General features: G+C 62.5%; 12 protein-coding genes. 11 read left to right on the forward strand and 1 reads right to left on the reverse strand.

The genetic code is table 11. The features are described from left to right. The first annotated feature begins 24 nt into the window (after positions 1 to 24). The 9 genes from LNV09_RS08960 to LNV09_RS09000 all read left to right on the forward strand — a co-directional run bounded on the left by LNV09_RS08960 (position 25) and on the right by LNV09_RS09000 (position 13,268). Positions 25 to 2,520, forward strand: a complete 2,496-nt coding sequence (locus LNV09_RS08960; protein WP_263556731.1) for a beta-galactosidase — start codon at positions 25 to 27, stop codon at positions 2,518 to 2,520. Between the two features lie 126 nt (positions 2,521 to 2,646). Further along, positions 2,647 to 3,606: an SMP-30/gluconolactonase/LRE family protein gene (locus LNV09_RS08965; protein ID WP_263556732.1), complete on the forward strand. Its 960-nt coding sequence runs from the start codon at positions 2,647 to 2,649 to the stop codon at positions 3,604 to 3,606. Positions 3,607 to 3,638: 32 nt separating this feature from the next. Continuing rightward, on the forward strand, positions 3,639 to 4,634 hold the full coding sequence (locus LNV09_RS08970) for an arabinose ABC transporter substrate-binding protein (RefSeq protein WP_263556733.1): 996 nt from the start codon (positions 3,639 to 3,641) through the stop codon (positions 4,632 to 4,634). A 196-nt stretch (positions 4,635 to 4,830) separates the two neighbouring features. Then, positions 4,831 to 6,330, forward strand: coding sequence for an L-arabinose ABC transporter ATP-binding protein AraG (gene araG / locus LNV09_RS08975; RefSeq protein WP_263556734.1), 1,500 nt, complete (start codon positions 4,831 to 4,833; stop codon positions 6,328 to 6,330). Positions 6,331 to 6,406: 76 nt separating this feature from the next. After that, the gene (araH, locus tag LNV09_RS08980) at positions 6,407 to 7,357 is read left to right on the forward strand and encodes an L-arabinose ABC transporter permease AraH (RefSeq protein ID WP_263534090.1); all 951 of its coding nucleotides are present in this window, start codon (positions 6,407 to 6,409) and stop codon (positions 7,355 to 7,357) included. Continuing rightward, the gene (locus tag LNV09_RS08985) at positions 7,350 to 8,552 is read left to right on the forward strand and encodes a glycoside hydrolase family 53 protein (RefSeq protein WP_263556735.1); all 1,203 of its coding nucleotides are present in this window, start codon (positions 7,350 to 7,352) and stop codon (positions 8,550 to 8,552) included. Before araH ends, LNV09_RS08985 begins: the two co-directional genes overlap by 8 nt. After that, entirely contained in the window at positions 8,549 to 9,334 is a 786-nt protein-coding gene (locus LNV09_RS08990) for an SDR family oxidoreductase (RefSeq protein WP_263556736.1), read from the forward strand. The genes LNV09_RS08985 and LNV09_RS08990 overlap by 4 nt, the downstream gene beginning before the upstream one ends. Positions 9,335 to 9,464: 130 nt before the next feature. Continuing rightward, the gene (locus tag LNV09_RS08995; RefSeq protein WP_263556737.1) at positions 9,465 to 10,418 is read left to right on the forward strand and encodes a LysR substrate-binding domain-containing protein; all 954 of its coding nucleotides are present in this window, start codon (positions 9,465 to 9,467) and stop codon (positions 10,416 to 10,418) included. Between the two features lie 210 nt (positions 10,419 to 10,628). Beyond that, positions 10,629 to 13,268: a TonB-dependent receptor gene (locus tag LNV09_RS09000; RefSeq protein WP_263556738.1), complete on the forward strand. Its 2,640-nt coding sequence runs from the start codon at positions 10,629 to 10,631 to the stop codon at positions 13,266 to 13,268. 248 nt (positions 13,269 to 13,516) lie between these two features. On the opposite strand, the gene LNV09_RS09005 is transcribed toward LNV09_RS09000, so the two are convergent. Next, positions 13,517 to 14,635, reverse strand: coding sequence for a dienelactone hydrolase family protein (locus LNV09_RS09005; protein WP_263556739.1), 1,119 nt, complete (start codon positions 14,633 to 14,635; stop codon positions 13,517 to 13,519). Between the two features lie 297 nt (positions 14,636 to 14,932). Between LNV09_RS09005 and LNV09_RS09010 the strand changes: the two genes are divergently transcribed. Further along, positions 14,933 to 16,492 (forward strand): methyl-accepting chemotaxis protein, encoded by a 1,560-nt coding sequence (locus LNV09_RS09010; protein WP_263556740.1) that lies wholly within the window; start codon positions 14,933 to 14,935, stop codon positions 16,490 to 16,492. A 207-nt stretch (positions 16,493 to 16,699) separates the two neighbouring features. Continuing rightward, positions 16,700 to 19,381 (forward strand): sensor histidine kinase, encoded by a 2,682-nt coding sequence (locus tag LNV09_RS09015; RefSeq protein WP_263556741.1) that lies wholly within the window; start codon positions 16,700 to 16,702, stop codon positions 19,379 to 19,381. Positions 19,382 to 19,792: the final 411 nt, after the last annotated feature.

The following is a 19,792-nucleotide window of genomic DNA, read 5'->3' on the forward strand; positions in this document are numbered from 1 at the left end:
ATCAAGAAAAAAACCAGAGACACCATGAACAAAAAAAGAATCGCGGCAGGACTGCTTGGCGCCTGCGTCGGCAGCTTCGTCAGCAGCCTCAGCCAGGCACAGACCCTGCTGCAGATCGACGCCAGTGCGCCAGCCCCGGCACCGCAAACCGGCCATTTGCAACTCGGCAGTGCAGTCTCGCCCAAAGGCGAGACGCTGGGCGCCAACAACCAGTACCTGACACGCAATGGCAAGCCCTGGCTGCCAGTGATGGGTGAATTCCACTACAGCCGCAGCCCGGCCGAGAGTTGGGAGGGCGAGCTGCGCAAGATGAAGTCGGCCGGCATCACCATCGTCGCCAGCTATGTGATCTGGAACCACCACGAAGAGCAAGAAGGTCAATTCATCTGGAGCGGCAACCGCGATCTGCGCCGCTTTGTGCAGCTGGCCAGCAAGATCGGCCTCGATGTGGTGGTGCGCATCGGCCCCTGGGCCCATGCCGAGGCACGCTTCGGCGGCATCCCGGATTGGGTCGTGGCTGCCATGCCCACGCGCGGCAATGACCCGCAGTACCTGGCCCTGGTCGAGCGCCTGTATGGCCAGATCGGTCAGCAACTGAAGGGCCTGATGTGGAAAGACGGCGGCCATGTCATCGCGATTCAACTTGAAAACGAATACAACCTGAATGGACCCGGCCAAGGCGCCGCCCATATCAGCAAGCTGAAGCTCCTGGCCCGGCAAGCCGGCATGGACGCGCCGCTCTACACCGTCACCGGCTGGGACGGCACGATTTACCCATCCGGCGAAGTAACGCCCGTCTTCGGCGGCTACCCCGACGAGCCCTGGGGCGTTTCGACGACCGAGCTGCCGCCCAAGGAGACCTATGCCTTTCGCTTCGACAGCCGCGTCTCCGGCGACCTCGGCGCGCAGACGGCCGCGACCGCGCCCGGCACGGCCGAGACCGATATCGGCTTGACGCCCTTCCTGGGTGCCGAATATGGTGCCGGCCTGCCGGCCATGTACCGCCGCCGCACGCTCGTGTCGGCGGATGACATCGCATCGATGCTGCCGGTACAGCTGGGCTCGGGCGTCAATTTGATGGGCTATTACATGTTCCACGGCGGGCGCAATCCGCTCAGCGTGAACGGCGTCAACACATTAGAGGAAAGCACCCTCAGCGGCGGCTACAACGACACGCCCGCAATCAACTACGACTTCAATGCCCCGCTCGGGCCCGATGGCCAGCAGCGCCCGGTCTTGAACAAGCTGCGGCCCTTTCACTACTTCTTGCAGGACTTCGGCCCGCAACTGGCGACCATGACGGTGCGCAAGCCGGCCAGCACGCCGGCGGACGCGGCCGAGCTGAGCACGCCGCGCTGGTCGGTGCGCGCCAACGGTGACAGCGGCTTCCTGTTCTTCAACAATCATGTGCGGCAGTACGCGATGCCGGCGCAAAAGCAGATCCGCTTCTCGGTGAAACTGGCGACGGAGACCTTGCAGTTCCCGCAGCAGCCGGTCGACATCGCCGACGGCGCCTACTTCATCTGGCCGCTCAATCTGGATCTGGGCGGCACCCGTTTGCGCTACGCAACGGTCCAGCCGGTCGCGCGGCTCGACCAGGGCAAGGACGGCCTCGTCTATGTGTTCTCGGCCCAGGCCGGCATCCCGGTCGAGCTGGGTTTTTATGCGGCTAGCAGCACGCATATCAGCGCACCACATGCGCGCAGCCAATCGCTCGGAGATAAGCTGGTGCTCGACCAGTTGCAGCCCGGCCTCGACGCGGCCCTGACGATCAAGCGCCCTGGTGCCCGCCCCGTCACCGTCCTGTTGCTGACGCCGGAGCAGACGCAACAACTGTCGATTGGCGAGCTGGCCGGCCAGCGCCGCCTGGTACTGAGCGCGCAGGACAGCCATTTCGCTGCTAGCGGCCTGGATGTGCTGTCGGCCGGCGCGCCGAGCCTGCGCGTGGCCGTCTTTCCCGCCTTACCCAAGTTGCCCAAGTCCAGCCTGCCGCTCAAGCCGGCGGCCCGCGACGGGCTGTTCCAAGTCTTGGCCGCCGAGCATGCGCCAAGCCAACTCGCCGCCAAGGTCACGCAGGTGCGCGAGGCACAAAAAGCACCGCCCGTCATGATCGGCGGGCTGGCGCGCGCCGCGCTGCAGCCCATACCGGAGAGTTTCAAGGCGGCGGCCAGCTGGAAGATCGACTTGCCGGACCAGGCCTTGAACGGTGTCGACGATATGCTTTTGCAGATCGATTTCGTCGGCGACATTGGGCGCCTGTTTGCCGGCACAAAAATGCTGGACGACTGGTATTACAACGGCCAGCAATGGCAAATCGGTTTGAAGGGTTTGAAGACCAAGAGCCCTCTGAACCTGAAACTAAACCTAAACCTGAGCGTGCTGCCGCTGCGCGCCGATGCGCCAATCTACCTGCCGCGCGAAGCTCGCCCGGACTTCAAGGGCGAGGCGCAAATAGCCGCCCTGCGCAAGATCGATCTGATCCCCGTTTACCGCTGGAGCCTGCGGCCCGGAGCCTTGTAGCTATACATAATCCTGATAGCTGCAGCCGAATAAACCATTTGTTAGGCATTGCAAAGGCCGTTAACTTAAGGGTTCTTGTCGCTCATTGCCGACTGCACTCGCCACCACATTCGCCCTCAGCCAGCCATGCCCACCGAAACACCGAGCCCTTTTGAACACGCTGATGAGCAGGCCTCGCTCACCCTCGCCCTCGCGCAAGGCGCGACCTTGGGCGAGGGCCTGCAATGGCATGCCGGCAGCGCGCGCTGGTGGTGGACCGATATCGAGGCATCGACGCTGCACGCCTGGACACCGGGCGACGAAAGCACGCTGAACGTCAAACTGCCTGACCGGCTCGGCAGCTTTGCCCATTGCCGCTCGGGCCGTTTGCTGTTGGGCCTGGCCAAGCGCCTATGCCTGGCCACGCTGGCGGACCTTCAGGCAACAGGTAGCAGCGTTCCCGCCATCCAATCGCTGGTGCCGGTCGACCCGGCCGAGCCGCGCACCCGCATCAACGACGGGCGCACCGACCGGCGCGGCTTCTTCGTCTTCGGCACCATGAACCAGGCCAGCGACAAACGGCCGATCGGCAGTTTTTACCAATATTCGCTGCAGCACGGCCTGCGCCGCCTGGCCCTGCCGGCGGTGGCGATTGCCAACAGCATCTGCTTCAGCCCGGACGGCCGCACCATGTACTTCTGCGACACCTTGAGCCAAGCCATCATGCAGTGCGACTACGACGCGGACAGTGCGCAGGTCGCCAATCTGCGCCTGTTCACTCGCGTCACACCGGACCATGCCTGGCCTGATGGCTCGGTCATCGCGGCCGACGGCAGCCTCTGGAATGCCCAATGGGGCGCGGGCCGCGTCGCGCAGTACTCGCCTGATGGGCAGCTGATGCACATCGTCGGCGTGCCGGCCACCAACACCACCTGCCCAGCCTTCGGCGGCGATGATTTTGATCAGCTGATGGTGACTTCGGCGCGCGCCGATTTGAGCCGCGAGGAGTTGGAGCGCTTGCCCGGCTCAGGCAGCCTGTTCGGAGGCCGGCAGCCGCTGGTGCGCGGCCTGCCGGATGCCTTGTTCGACGACAGTCCGATTGCTTAGTTTTACGCCCCAAGAACGGAGACAAAAAAGCCATGAAAATCAAACTACAACAATGGGCCAAGCCCCTATTGGCCAGCGCCCTGCTGGCCCTGCTGCCATTGGCCAGCCATGCCGCCGACCCCGTCAAAATCGGCTTCCTGGTCAAGCAAGCCGAGGAGCCCTGGTTCCAGGACGAATGGAAATACGCCGAGCAAGCCGCCAAGGACAAGGGCTTCACGCTCGTCAAGATCGGCATCCCGAACGGCGAAAAAATGATGGCCGCGATTGACAATCTGGCCACGCAAAAAGCGCAAGGTTTTGTGATATGCGCCCCCGATGTGAAGCTGGGCGCGGCGGTCGCCCGCGCCGCCAAGCGCCATGACCTGAAGGTCATCTCGGTCGATGATCAATTGGTCGACGGCGCCGGCAAGCCGATTGCCGGCATCCCTCACATGGGCATCTCGGGTTATGAGATCGGCAAGCAGGTCGGCCTCGGTCTGCTGGAAGAAATCAAAAAGCGCGGTTGGAATTTGAACGAAGTCGGCGCGCTGCGCGTCGCTTTTGACCAGTTGCCGACCGGGCGCGAGCGCACCATAGGTGCCGTTGACGCCTTGAAGGCCGCCGGCCTGCCTGCTGACAATGTGATAGCCGCGCCGCAGGCCAAGACCGACACCGAGAACGCCTTCAACGCCGCCAATATCGCCTTCACCAAGAACCCGAAATTCAAGCATTGGGTGGCCATGGGCATGAATGACGAAGCGGTGCTGGGCGCCGTGCGCGCCGGTGAGGGCCGCGGCATCCGCAAGGATGAGCTGATCGCCATCGGCATCGGCGGCAGCCAGACCGCACTGAACGAGTTCACCAAGCCGGCGCCGACCGCCTTTTTCGGCACAGTCTTGATCAGCCCCAAGCGCCATGGCTACGAGACCGCCGCCAATATGTACAGCTGGATCACTACAAGCCAAGCGCCGCCGGCCGTCACACTGACCAGCGGCACCTTGATGACCCGCCAGAACCAAACCGAGCTGCGCAAGCAGATGGGGCTGTGACTCACCCCCGAAGCGCTGCGCGCCGCCAGGCCCAGAGGGCTTGGCCCTTGCTAGGCGCAAACAGTCCACAGGACTCTTTGTGTTCGAGCAACGCCCACCTCAAGGGGGCGAGCCCAGCGACCCGGCAAGGCCGGTTCCGCGGGCTCCACTTGCTAGACGACCGCTCTGACGCAACCTTTGTCACCGCCCGATCCAGATGAACACAGCATCCCTTCAGTTCGACCAAGTCAGCAAGGTCTTCCCCGGCGTCAAGGCGCTCAATGGCGTCAGCTTCGAGGCGCGCGCCGGTCAGGTCCATGGCCTCTTGGGTGAAAACGGCGCGGGCAAGTCCACGCTGCTGAAGATACTCGGCGGCCAGTACCGGCCGGATGGCGGCCGCCTGCTCTTGAATGACCAGGAATGCCATTTCGGCTCGGCGGCGGACGCGATCAAGGCCGGCATCGCAGTCATCCACCAAGAGCTGCAATATGTGCCCGAGCTGACGGTGGCCGAGAACGTCTTGCTGGGCCGGCTGCCGCAGCGCTTCGGCTTCGTCGACAAACGAGCCGCCAGCGCCCAGGTGGCGGCGCGGCTGGCCGAGATCGGCGTTGACCTCGACCCGGACGCGCTGATGATCGATCTTTCGATCGCGCAGCGCCAGATGGCCGAGATCTGCAAGGCGGTGCTGCAGGACGCGCAAGTGATCGCCTTTGACGAGCCGACCAGCAGCCTCTCGCATCGCGAGAGCGAGGTCTTGTTCAAGCTGGTGAAGGATCTGCGCGCTAGCGGTAAGACCCTCATCTACATCTCGCACCGTCTGGAAGAGCTGTACGCGCTGTGCGACTGCTGCACCATCTTCCGCGACGGCCGCAAGGTCGCCACGCATCCGGTGATGGCCGATGTGCCGCGCGATCTGTTGATCAGCGATATGGTGGGCCGCGAGGTCAGCGATATTTATGACTACCGGCCGCGCCAGCTGGGCCAGGAGCGCCTGCAGGTGCGCGGCATGCTCGGCGAACACCTTGCAGCACCGCTGGACTTTGCGGTCCGCGCCGGCGAGGTCTTGGGCTTTTTTGGTCTGGTCGGTGCCGGCCGCAGCGAGCTGATGCGCTTGCTCTACGGCGCCGATGCGCGCAGCCAGGGTCAGGTCTTGCTGGACGGCAAGACCGTCTCGGCCAGGGGCCCGTCAGCGGCGATTGAGGCCGGCATCGTGCTGTGCCCGGAGGACCGCAAGGAGCAAGGCATCCTGGCGCAATCCTCGGTGGCCGAGAACATCAATATCAGCTGCCGCCGCCACGGTCTGCTGGGCGGGCTGTTCCTGCGCCACGCGCGCGAGGCGGCGCTGGCCGATGCTTTCATCAAGCGCCTGCGCATCAAGACCCCGAACCGCGAGCAGGAGATCCGCCTGCTGTCCGGCGGCAACCAGCAAAAGGTGATTCTGGCGCGCTGGCTGGCTGAGCCCGACCTGAAGGTGCTGATCCTGGACGAGCCGACCCGCGGCATCGACGTCGGCGCCAAGAATGAGATCTACCGGATCATTCACGAGGTGGCTGAAAGCGGCTGCTGCGTGATCGTGATCTCCAGCGAACTGCCCGAGGTACTGGGCATCGCCGACCGCGTGATCGTGATGCGCGAAGGCCGCATCAGCGGCGAGCTCGACCGCTCGGCTGCCAGCGAAACCGCTGTCTTGCGCATGGCCTTGCCCGACCTGGTCTGAGACCGTAACTAGATATTTGCACGGAACATTTTTCACCATGACTGCCATCAGCAAGACTCCGCTCGACCAAGCCACCATGAAGAAACCCCTGAACCGCGCTTGGCTGACCGAGCACAGCATGACACTCGGCTATGCCGTCTTGTTCCTCGTGCTGGCCGTCAGCGTCGAGAACTTTTTCTCCGCCGCCAATATCGTCGGCCTGATGCTGTCGGTGGCACAGATCGGCATGGTCGCGTGCACCATGATGCTGTGCTTGGCCTCACGTGACTTTGACCTCTCGGTCGGCTCGACGATTGCCTTTGCCGGCGTGCTCGGCGCCATCATCCTGGAACACACCCAGAGCGTGACGCTGGCGGTCGGCGGCGGCTTGCTCGCCGGCGCCCTGATCGGCGCCGGCAACGGCGTGCTGATCGCCTATCTGAAGGTCAACGCCTTGATCGCCACGCTGGCCACCATGTTGATGGTGCGCGGCCTCGCCTTCATCGTCTCGCAGGGCCAAGCGGTGGGCATTGCCGACGAAGGCTTTATCGCCTTCGGCGACGCCCGCATCCTCGGCCTGCCGCTGCCGATCTGGGTGACGGGTGCTTGCTTCTTGGTCTTCGGCGTGCTGCTCAACCACACGGTGTTCGGGCGCAACACGCTGGCAATCGGCGGCAACCCGGAAGCCGCCCGGCTGGCGGGCGTCAAGGTCGAAAAGCTGCGCGTCTGGATCTTCTTGCTGCAGGGTCTGGTGACGGCGCTGGCCGGCCTGATCCTGGCCTCGCGCATCACCAGCGGCCAGCCCAATTCGGCCACCGGCTTCGAGCTCGACGTGATCTCGGCCTGCGTGCTGGGCGGCGTTTCGCTGCAGGGCGGCAAAGCGCGCATCTTCGGCGTGCTGATCGGCGTGCTCATCATGGGCACGGTCGAGAACGTGATGAATCTAATGAATGTTGACGCGTTCTATCAGTACCTGATGCGCGGCTTGATTCTGCTGGCCGCTGTGCTCTTGGATCAGCTGAAGGCGCGCGGTAGCAAGCATGGTTAAGTTGCTTGTAGCGGCGCTGCTGGCCTGCTCGGCCGCGCAGGCGGCGCCCTTTCTGGCCGGCGGCGATGTCTCGGTCTTGCCCTTGATGGAAGCACATGGCGCGATCTACTCTGACCGCCAGGGCAAGCCCGGCGACGCGCTGAAGATACTGGCCGACTATGGCCACAATATCGCCCGCCTGCGCCTGTACGACAGCCCCGGCCCGGGCACGGGTGCGGACGGCTACTACTGGCCCGAAGGCTCGATGGATCTGCCCGATCTGCTCAAACTGGCCCGCCGCGCCAAGGCACTGCAGATGCAGATTCAGCTGACCCTGCATTACAGCGATTTCTGGACCAACTCGAAGACGCAAAACCTGCCCACCGCCTGGGCTCGTGAGCTGGCTCGCCTACCCGACGAGACGGCGCGCCGCGCCCGCTTGGCCGAGCTGGTGTTCGAACGCACCCGCGAGGTCATGCTGGCCATGCAGGCACAGGGCACCAGCCCAGAGTTCGTCTCGCTGGGCAATGAGATCGAGCACGGCATGCTCTACCCCTACGGCAGGATTTCGCCGCCCGGCGCCGAAGGTTGGGACGGCTTGGCGCCACTCTTGCGCGCCGGCCATGCTGCGGTCAGATCAGTCACTCCTAGCGCCAAGATCGTGCTGCATCTGGACGACGGCGGCAATCTGGGCAAGTACCGCGACTGGTTCGATCAGGCCAAGGCGCATGGCGTCGAATGGGACGTGATCGGTGCGTCTTATTACCCGTTCTGGACCCAGAAGACAGCCTCCCAGATGGCAGCATTCAGCCGTGCGGTGACGGCGCTGTATGACAAGGATTTGCTGGTGATGGAGGTCGGCTTCAACTGGACGCCCAAGCTGCCGAATGGCTGGCCCGGCCAGTTGAGCGACAACGGCCCCTACCCCGCCAGCATGAGCTCGGCGCAGGGCCAGCGCGACTTCATGGCCGAGCTGTTCGGCCTGCTCAAACGCGAGCCGCGTGTGCTGGGCCTGCTCTACTGGGACCCGGTGATGATTGCCAAGCCGGGCGTCGGCTGGGCCCTGCTTGAGGGCAAGGGCGGCGGCAAGGCCCAGGCGGGCCCGAATGTGGTGTCCAACACCACCTTGTTTGACTTCAAAGGCCGCGCCTTGCCAGTGCTCGACGCTTGGCGTGAGCAGTCCTTGAACCATCAATCTCCCCAGGTAAAACCATGACCCTAAGACTGCAAAACAAAGTCGCCATCGTGACCGGCTCAACGCTGGGCATAGGCCGCGCCATCGCCAGGTTATTCCTGGCCGAAGGCGCCTGCGTCACCATCAACAGCCACCGCGATGATGCGGATGCTGCCAACTTGCGTGCCGAGTTGCATGCAGACATAGACGGCGGGCGCTGCCTGTTCGTGCAGGCCGATGTGGCCGATGCAGCTGCCGTCAATGACATGGTGGCGCAGACGGTGCAGCGCTTCGGCCGCCTCGACATCCTCATCAACAATGCCGGCATGAATGTGTTTGCCGACCCCTTGGCGATGAGCAGCGAGCAATGGCAGCGCTGCTTTGCCGTCGATCTGGACGGCGCCTGGCATTGCGCGCGCGCCGCCCTCCCCCACATGCTGGCGCAAGGCGCGGGCAGCATCGTCAACATCGCCTCGGTCCATGGTCACCGCATCATCCCCGGCTGCTTTCCCTACCCGGTGGCCAAACATGCTTTGCTGGGCCTGACCAAGTCGCTCGGTATCGAGTACGCGGCGCGCGGCGTGCGGGTCAATTCGATCTCACCGGGTTTCATCATGACCGAGTCGAACCAGGCCTGGCTGGCCGGCTTTGCCGACCCGGCCGCCGAAGCACAGCGGCAGGCCGAGCTGCTGCCGGTCAAGCGCTTGGGCGAGCCGATCGAGGTGGCCTATACCGCCCTCTTCCTTGCCAGCGATGAGGCTCGCTTCATCAACGCCGCAGACATCTTGATCGACGGCGGCCGCAGCCAGCTGTATCACGAGTAGGACTTGCAAAAACCGCTCCAGCGTCCTTGCTCCGCCTTGCCGTACTCAGCGTACTGTCTGCGGCGTCGCGCCTCGCTGGAACTGTTTTGCGCAAGTTCTAGCACCCGAGCCCTCGCCCTACACTGAAAGCATGACCGAACATCGAACCAACAAGCCCTCCGACCGCTTTGTCCGATCCCATCTGAAGACGCGGCAATTGGTCTTGCTGGTCGAACTGGGTCGGCATGGTTCCATCCTGCATGCAGCGCAGGCCGCCAACCTGACGCAGCCGGCCGCCTCCAAACTATTGGCCGAGCTGGAACATGCTTTAGGCGTGCAATTGTTCGAGCGGCTGCCGCGCGGCGTGGCGCCGACCTTGTACGGCGACGTGATGATCCGACGCGCCGGTGCCGCGCTGGCCGAGATGGACGCCGCCCATCAAGAGGTGATGGAGTTGCTGTCGGGCCTGAGTGGCCGGGTCGCGGTGGGCACAGTGATGACGCCGTCCACCTCGCTGCTGCCGGAGGCGGTCAAGCGGCTCAAGCAGAACTACCCGCGCGTCCATGTCGCGATCACGGTCGACACCAGCAAGCCGATGATTCAACGCCTGCGCGCCGGCGAACTGGACTTGGTGATCGGGCGCATTCTGGACACCGAATCGGCCGCCGTCTTGAACTTTGAGCCCCTCAATGATGAGCCACACAGCCTGATCGCGCGTGCCGGCCATCCGCTGGCCACACGGGCCAATCTGCAGCTGGCCGAGTTAGTAGGCCTGGGCTGGATCTTGCCGCCCAGCGGCAGCATCCTGCGCGATCGGCTGACCGCCTTGTTTCTGTCCCAAGGCCTGGATCAACCGGCCGAGATTGTCGAAACCCTGGCGCTGCCGGTGATTACCAATCTACTGCTTGACAGCGACATGGTGTGCGCGCTGCCTACCGAGCTGGTGCAGCCCTATTTGGACGCCAAACTCTTGTCCATTTTGCCGATAGAACTCGGCATTCGCATGGACCTGTACGGCATCGTGACCCGCAAGAATAACCAGCTCTCCCCTGGTGCCCTGGCCATGCTGCAGACCCTGCGGGAAGTGGCCATAACTCGGCCATAACTCGGCTTTAGCTCGACCTTGAGTGAGCATGCACTGCATGCAAAGGCCTGGCATCCGAAATTCATATATTTCCTGCGAGATAAGTGATAAGACGGCATACGCCTGTGTCCTTAGCATGGCCTCCAGCAGCCAACATCAATGACAGCACTGCTGCCGGCTCGGCCTGCCCTCAGCGCTCCGCCGGTTTGTCAATATAAGAATGGACAAGACATGAGACAGAAAAAAATGGCCTGGCTGATTCGGGCAATCTTCGTGCTGCCGGCAGTCGGCGGTCAGGCGCTGGCGCAACAAGCCGCCCCTGCAGCAAAGCCGAGCGCCGAGCTTGAAGCGGTGGTGGTGACCGGCATCCGCGCCTCGGTGCGCAGTGCTTTGGCGACCAAAGAGCTGTCCAACAGCATGGTTGAGGTGATCGCGTCTGAGGACATCGGCAAGCTGCCCGACACCACCATCGCCGAGTCTCTAGCTCGTCTGCCGGGCCTGTCGGCCGGCATCGACCGCGGCAACGCCAGCCAGATCGTGGCACGCGGCCTGGGCCCTCGTTTCGTCGGCGCGACGCTGAACGGCCGCGAGTTCGCCTCCAGCGAGCCGGACCGGGCGGTGCGCTTCGAGATGTTCCCGTCCGAATCGGTATCGGGCGCCACTGTCTACAAGACCCAATCCGCCGAGCTGATCGAAGGCGGCATCGCCACGACGATTGACTTGCAAACGGTTCAGCCCTTGGCCTACAAAGAGCGCCAGTTGGCACTGAAGGCCGATGCGCTGTATTACCAAATGGGCAGCAAGATCGACGGCGCCAAGACCACGGCACCTCGCCTGGGTGGCATCTATGTCGATCAGTTTGCCGACCGCACCGTCGGTGTGGCGGTAGCCTTCAGCTACTTCGACCAGCCTTCCCTGGAAGACCGGGTGGAGAGCTGGGACTTCAATAACGACCATTCCGCCGACATCACCGGCGACGGCAAGATCGACAAAACCCGCTGGGGCTTCCAGACCGGCGTCAAAAAGGGCACGAACAAGCGTTCCAGCGCCACAGGCAAGCTCGAGTACAAGCCCAATGCCGACCTCGCCATCACCGCCGACATCTACGCGGCGCGCTCCAATATTGAAGAACCGGCGCTGACCCATGTGCAAGACGGCATCGGCAACTGGGATGGCTGGCAAAGCGCGAACTTCAGCAATGTCAAGGTCGATGGCGGATACGTCACCGCCGCAACGGTCAAGGACGTGACCCTGCAGACGCTGAATTCGCTGTGGAAGCAGGACATGAAGAATTTCGCCACCGGCTTGAACGGCAAGTTCAAGACCAATGGCTGGCAGCTCGACGCCGACATTGCCCACTCGACCGCCAGCCGCGACACGCTGTGGTCGGCCGTCGAATTGAAAAACCTGAAGTCCGGCGCCACCACCTTTGACTTCAGCAAAGACCAGTGGATGACCTATTCCAGCAATCTGGACACCGGTAATCCGGCCAACTACGCGAACCAGGTCAGTGAGACTTGGGGGCCGACCAAGGGTGGCAAGCTGGACGACTCGCTGAACTCCCAACAACTGAGCGCCAGCCGGCTGGTGGACTGGGGCGACGTCAACAAGATCAAGTTCGGCGCCCGCGCCACCCAGCGCGAAAAGTCTTACGAGGCGATCTCCTGGAACCTTGGGCCCACGGTAACGATCCCGACCTCAGGCTTCCAACGCGCGACGGTTGACGGCCGGCCCGACTTTGTCGAACTGGTCGGCGGCTTCGCCGATGCCGTCGGCAAGTATTTCGGCCCGGCAGCACTGAGCTCGGCTGGCCGCACCTCGACCGACGCCAATCTGGTGCAAGACAACTGGCGCGCTAAAGAAAGCAATGCCGCCCTTTACGCCCAAGCCGACTTGGCCGGCCAGGCCTTCGGCGGCATGAGCTACCGCGGCAACGCTGGCCTGCGCGCCATCCACACCAGCCAGACCGGCTATGGCTACGAGCAGCGCAATGGCGGCAAGCCCACCGCCGTCTCCGATGGCACCAGCTACACCAAGTTCCTGCCCAGCATGAACTTGATCCTGAATCTGGACGAAGAGGAAGTGAATCAGGTGCGCTTCGGCTTGGCACGTGCGATGTCGCGCGCGCCGCTGGACGTGATGAACAACGCCCACACGGTCTATATTGATCCCAAGGGGATTGACCCGACCATCGTGAGCGGCGGCAACCCGCGGCTCAAGCCGATGATGGCTGATCAGTTCGATCTGACCTTTATGCGCTTCTTCGGCAAGGGCAGCCTGGTCTCTGCCGGCCTGTTCTACAAGGAGATCAGCGACTACATCGGCATCGCTTCGGTCAAGGGCTCATTCGAAGGCAAGCCGGCCTATTTCACCCAGCAGGTCAATCGCGACGGCGGCCATGTGCGGGGCTTTGAGCTGGTCTACCAGCAGGCCTTCACTGCCTTGCCGGCGCCGTTCAACGGCTTGGGCTTGCTGAGCAACTACACCTACTCCGACAGCAATATCAAGGAGAACGGTGACCGCAGCGGCCAGAGCTTCACCCCCATCGCCACCAACGGCCTGATGAAGCACAACGGTGGCCTAACACTCTGGTACGAGCACAATGGCTTCGAGGCTCGCCTGGCGGCCAATTACCACTCGGCCTTCAACCGCGCCCCGACCTGGGATTCGACCGCCTTCCAGCTCAACGGTGCGGAAACCTGGGTCTCATTGAATCTGTCCCAGCAGATCACGCAGCAGATGCAGGTCCGCTTCGGGGTCGAAAATCTGACCAACCAAAAGGTCATCTACACCGATCCGATGAATGCTTACCACCAGACTAACTTCCAGTTCGGTCGGCGCTTCAATGTGGGTGTTTCTTACAAGCTCTAAGTCAGGCCACGGCTGAACGGATGGGGCGGTGCGACTCTTCAGTCGCACCGCCCTTTTCCGTGGATCAAGTCCTTTCGGTGCCGTCTCCATGCTCAGCTCGGTGTTCGGCAGCATGGATCTGAACGGTTCCCCGAACACGGCGTTCTGATGGGCAAGAAGGAAACGGCCGAAATTGGTCCATTCAGGGTGCCGACGCCGCCGGCAGCGGCTTACGGCCTGGTACATCTGGAGTAGGCGGCTGATGCGACTCATTTGGACGGCTCGCCGCAGGCGGGCAGCGGCATCCGATTCGACCGTTTGAACTGCAGGTCCAGCCAGTCAAAGGCAGCGTCCTGCTGCGCTGCCGTGAACTGATGGGCACCGGGCCAGATGCAAGTCTGCAAGCGCTCGGCCGCACCATAGGCCGACCAGACCTGCGCCATCTTGGCGAACGCCTGGCTCACCGAGGCTAGCGGGAACAAGGCATCTTGTGCGCCGGCATAGAGCAGCATAGGTTTGGGCGCCGCCAGAGCGGCCACATCGGGGTAGTCCAGGTAACGCGCCAAATAGGGGTGCAGCATGGCGAAACTGGACTGGCCCTTGAGCTGGTTGTTGCCTGGCACCATCAAGCCTTGCAAGCCGGCCATCCAGTTGACGGCGATGCTGGCCGTCACAGCGTCGGACAAGGCTGCCACCTGCCAGGCCCGCTGGGCGCCCATCGAAAAACCAAGCGCTGCGACCTGGCGGACGTCAACCTCGGGCATCTCTGCCAGAAACTTCGCCGCTTGTGCATCTTCGCTCGCGATCAAAGCGGCCCAGGAACTACCCAGATTGAACAGATTGGCCGCCAGCGCTTGTTGCGAATCACGCTCGAAGCCAGCACCGGAGCGGTCGCCCCAGCCCAGCGCATCGACCGCCAAGACCACATAACCGCGCTTGGCCAATTCGTCGCCGGGGTAATGGCCAGAAAAGTAGCGGCCAGCCCATTCGGCAGCCGCACGTTCACGGGCTGGGTTGCCCCAGGGCTGGATCAACTTCTCTTTGCCGATGTCAAAACGCGCGCCGTGATCATGCAATGCCAAAACCGCCGGAAACGGCCCTTTGCCCTTGGGCACGAGCAACAGCGCCGCGACACGGCTTTCTGCACTGACATTGAACTCAAGCTTGCGGGCGAGATAGCTGCCGCGATCCAGCTCTTCAATCACGCGGGCCGAGAACGGGGTCAGGTCTTGCCCGGGCAACAGCATCAATTCACGCGCCTTGCGCAAACCCGCCTGGGTCCAGTCCTGGGGCTTGGCGTGATGCTCGTTCGCCCAGCCCAGGCTGAAAGTCAGTTTGTCACGCAGTTGTTGGTGGAAGACCGGCAGCTGGCTCTCGGGGGCCAGCAATCCAGGGTTCTGATAATCGGCCCGGGCCGGGCCAATTTGAAGCAGGGCTAGCAAAGGCCAGGCAACGGCCAAGGATCGACGAAGACACAAAACATGCCGCCACATGGCACTGAGGCTACAAATGTTTGGCTGCACTGATGTTTTCACCAAAATTGTCTTCTTTGCCATGCAAGCCCACTGTATGCTGACACGAGCATACCGCCGACTCAGTCAGCAGAAAAAACCAGTGCCATGGGCGAATTGTTCGGGCACCAAAAAACAGGCGCCATCACGGCGCTGATGAGAACGGAGACAAGCATGGGATCTGGCAGTAATATCAAGATCGGCACCCGCTTAGGTTTGGCGTTTGGCGTGGTGCTGTTGATCACTGCCTTGATCGCGGGCATTGGCGCCTGGCGGCTCGGCACACTAAAGGCCGCCGCCAATGATTTAGCCACCGTCGAGATGGAGCGCAGCAGCTTAGCTGCGCGCTGGTCGGCCAATATCAATCTGAACTGGGTTCGCACCTCGGCCGCCTTGTTCGCCAGCGACGCCGCCTATGTCAAGGCCTTGCAAGCCGACATGGAAGCCACCTCCAAGCTGATAGGCGAGACCCAAAAGCAGTTGGAGCCCCTGATTACCGACACCAAGGGCAAAGACTTGCTGGCCGACATCAGCAAGGCGCGCGAGATCTACCGTGGGCCACGCAGTGAGTTGATGAAAAAGAAGCTGGCGGGAGAAGATGTCGCAGAAGCGGTCAAGTCGAATCTGCAACCCTTGGCCATGACCTATTTGGCCGCGCTCGACAAGCTCGATCAGCATATGGATCAGATGCTGAGCAAGAGTCAGGCCGAAACCAATGCCGTGGCCCAGACCGGTCAATGGATGTTGGGTCTGGGTGCCGTTCTGTCCTTGGGCCTGGGCCTGGGATTTGCCATCGTGGCGACCCGCGCCATCACGCGCCCGATCAGCCAGGCGGTGAGTTCGGCTCAAGCGATCAGCGACGGCGACCTGTCTGTGAGCATTGCCACACAGGGCAGTGACGAATCCGCGCAGATGCTGCAAGCCTTGTTGGCCATGCGTGACAAGCTCGCCCACATCGTCGGCGAGGTCAGGGAGAACGCCGAGGGCGTCTCCACTGCCAGCGCCGAAATTGCGCAGGGCAACCATGATTTGAGCGCGCGCACCGAGATGCAGGCCAGCGCCATCCAGCAGACGGCTGCGTCAATGGAAGAGTTGGGCGCCACCGTCAAGCAAAACGCGGCGAACGCTCACCAAGCCAATCAGATGGCCTTGACGGCATCCAACGTGGCCATCAAAGCCGGCGATGTCGTCAACGAAGTGGTCGAGACGATGAAGGGGATCAACGACAGCTCCAAACGCATTGCCGACATCATCACCGTGATCGACGGCATCGCCTTTCAGACCAATATCCTGGCCCTCAACGCCGCCGTGGAAGCGGCGCGGGCCGGCGAGCAGGGGCGCGGCTTCGCAGTGGTGGCGTCCGAAGTGCGCAGCTTGGCGGGGCGTTCGGCCGAGGCTGCCAAGGAGATCAAGTCATTGATCAGCACCAGCGTCGAGCGGGTCGAGTTGGGCAGCAGCTTGGTCGACCGAGCAGGTGTGACGATGACCGAGGTCGTGGCCTCGATTCAGAAAGTCACCCACATCATGGGCGAGATCAGCGCCGCCAGCAGCGAGCAAAGTTCGGGCGTTTCGCAAATCGGCTCGGCGGTACAGCAGATGGACCAGGTGACGCAGCAGAACTCCGCCTTGGTCGAAGAGATGGCGGCGGCGGCCAGCAGTTTGCGCCTCCAGGCCCAGGCCTTGGTGCAGGTCATGGCGATCTTCAAGTTGGCGGATAGGCGCGCTCATCGCTAAGCGTCGCTCATGCGTACACCACGGCCCATCAGCCGTACTTCCGTGGCCCGCTTCCTTGGCTTTTGGGGGTACTGGCTGAAGGCTTTGCTGCTTGCCTTCTGGCTCGTTTGCACTGCCAAGGCTGGGGCGCAAGCCACCCAACAGACGCAGCCAAACAAGCCGCCTCAGACGGCAGCTGAGAGCGAGTCAGCACCAGCCGCGAGAGTCATGCTGCTGGTGTCCTACCACGCCGGCATGGCCTGGAGTGACGAGCAAATCGCCGGCTTGCGTCGCGAACTGGGCCGGTATGAGCGGCCCCTCAAGCTGAGCCTGGACTTTCTTGACACCAAGAATGTGCAACCGCTGCCCGCTTATCAGCAACAGTTCGAAGACCTGCTGCTGAGCAAGTACGGCCTCACGCCGCCGCGCCTGCTACTGGCCACCGATGATGATGCGCTGGACTTAGCCCTGCGCATGCGGGCCCGCCATTTCCCGGCTGTGCCGATTTTGTTCTCCGGCGTTTCGGGCAGTCGCCGGGCCAGCCTGCAGGATGAGGGCAACATCAGTGGTGTATTCGATGACGTCGACGACAGCCAAAACCTCGCCTTGATGTTGAAACTGCTACCGCGAACCAAACGGGCCGTGATCGTGCACGACCAAAGCAGAACCAGCCTGGCCCAAGTGAGCAGCCTCGCGCCTGTTTTGGCCCAGCACCCCGGCCTGCAGGTCGAACATCTGACGCGGATGTCGGTGCAGGAGGTACAGACCCGTTTGCGGGCCTTGAGCGGCACCGATCTCGTATTGGCCCTGCCCTTCAATCTCGACGCCCAGGGTCGCGTCATCAGCCACGAGGAGGCCAGCGAACTCTGGGCCGAAGCTGCAGCGGCCCCGTTGACGGTCACGCGCGACGTCAGCATGCGGCCGGGTGTATTGGGCGGCTTTCTGGTCACCGGCCGCCAGCAGGGCGAACATCTGGGCCGGCTTGCCGTGCAGGTCTTGCAGGGCAAAAACGCAGATGAACTGCCGATGTTGACCGGCCTGGGTGTGCCAACTTTCGAACACCAACAACTGCGCCGCTGGGGCATTGACGAGGCCGCCTTGCCCAAAAGTGCCGTGGTACTGCATCGCCCAATCAATTGGTGGGCCGATTTGCGGCCCTATCTGGGCTGGTTGTTCAGCCTGTTTGGCAGCTTGCTGGTCATCATCGCGCTCTTGATCAACGGAATTCGACTGCGCCACCGCTCGGAGCAGGCCATGCGGCAAAGCACTCAAAATTATCTGGCGCTGTTCAACAGCAGCAGCGACGCCATACTGGTGCGCGACGGCAAAAGCCTGGCCATCATCGACGTCAATCCGCGTTTTTGCAGCCTCTATGGCTATAGCCCGGATGAAGCCCGTTTGCTCAGCGCATCGCAACTCAGCGACGAAGCCAACTTCTACACCGGCGCCATGGTGGCCGAGCGAATCGACAAGGCCAGAAACGAAGGGCCGCAGTTTTTTGAATGGCGTTCGCGCCGCAAAGATGGCAGCCATTTTTGGGCCGACGTATCGCTGACCTCCTTCAAACTACCGGAGGGCGAACGCATCATTTCCACGGTACGCGATATCTCCGACCGCAAACAGTTGGAGACACAAGCCCAGGCCTTCCAGCATCAAGTCAAGCAGATTTATCAAAACCTGCCGGTGGCGGTGTTTGTCATCGATGCCCTGCACCGGGTGAGCTTCTGGAATGAGCAGATGACGCGGCTGACCGGGGTCGAGGCAAAAGACATCATCGGCAGTCATGAGGCTTGGCGCGGCATCTACCCTACGGCCCGACCTTGCCTGGTTGATGCGGTGGTGGACGGCCTTGGCGTCGAAAGCCTGACTCAGCTCTACGGCGACCAACTCCGCAGCAGTGATGAGGTGCTGGGGGCAATGGAAGGCGAGTCCTGTATTCCCGCGCAGGGCGAACGCGCCGAGCTTTGGCTGCGCTTTTGCGCGGCGCCCTTGCGTGACGAGCAGGGTCAGGTGGTCGGGGCGATTGAAACCGTGATCGACGTGACGGTTCTCAAACGCACGCAAGAAAGCCTGCAGGCCCTCAATCAACAATTGGAGGCCCGCGTTGAGGCGCGCAGCCATGAGTTGGAGCTGGCCATGGAGCAACTGCTGCAGGCCGACAAGATGGCCGCGCTGGGCAGCTTGGTCGCCGGTGTAGCGCATGAGCTGAACACGCCGCTGGGCAATGTACTGACCGTCGCCTCGACGATAGCGGACACCAGCAAGGCCTTTGGCCAAGAATTGCTCGGTGGCCGCCTGCGCCGCGCCGAGGTTGAGGCTCGCTTGAACCAATTGCATGAAGCCAGCCTGCTGATCGAGCGCAACGCCAAGCGTGCGGCCAAGCTGGTGGCGGATTTCAAACAAATCGCGGTGGATCAAAGCAGCACGCATCGACGTGAATTTGCCTTGCAGGATCTGGTCAATGACACCCTGTCGATGCTGAGCAGCAGCCACCTGCTGGGCCAGGTGCAAATTCAAGTCGATATCGACCCCGGCATTCACCTGCACAGCTTCCCCGGGCCGCTGGAACAAATTCTCAGTCATCTGCTGACGAATTCCGTCAAACATGGCTTTGAGGCACAGGCCGAAGGCTGCATCACCATTCAAGCGCAGGCACAGGGCACTGAGGTCTCCATCAGCTATGCCGACAATGGCTGTGGCATAGCGCCGGCCGCACTGCGCCATCTTTTCGAGCCTTTTTATACGACCCGGTTCGGCCAGGGCGGCAGCGGCCTGGGCCTCTACATCGTCTACAACCTCGTCACCAGCGTCTTGGGCGGACGCATTGAAGTCAGCAGCAAGCCAGGGTTTGGATGCCGCTTCGACCTGCATCTGCCACTGTATTTGGACTCGCGCCCGGTCGAAATTTAGCCGGGGTGCCCCCCCTGAAGCGAGGGGCTTAAAAATGCGCCTATCAGGGTTTTCTTGCATGGACGCAGGCTGACAGAAGTGAAACACTGTTTCAAAGAAGGCGCCATGCAGTACCAACGCTGCGAGAAGCTACCTTCTCCAGCTGATCCGACCCACAGCCAAACCTACGCTCCTGGCTGAACGGACCGGCCTCTTGCTGATAGCCGGCAAGTTCCATGCTGAATTTGCCGAGCAACGTATCCTGTGTCAAGCCCCGAACGACTTGCCCTCTGGCAAGGCCGCACCAGTCGCCTGAAGCGTCTGCAAGTGGGGGGCCGCTTGATTTGGGCGCCAGCTGCCCTGCCCCTCGGCCCGACGCCGATCGCTTGAAGTCCCTACCCTCATTGCGTACCTGAGCAGGTTCACTGTCGA

The organism is Paucibacter sp. B2R-40 (genome assembly GCF_025717555.1).
Taxonomy (GTDB): Bacteria; Pseudomonadota; Gammaproteobacteria; order Burkholderiales; family Burkholderiaceae_C; genus Paucibacter_A.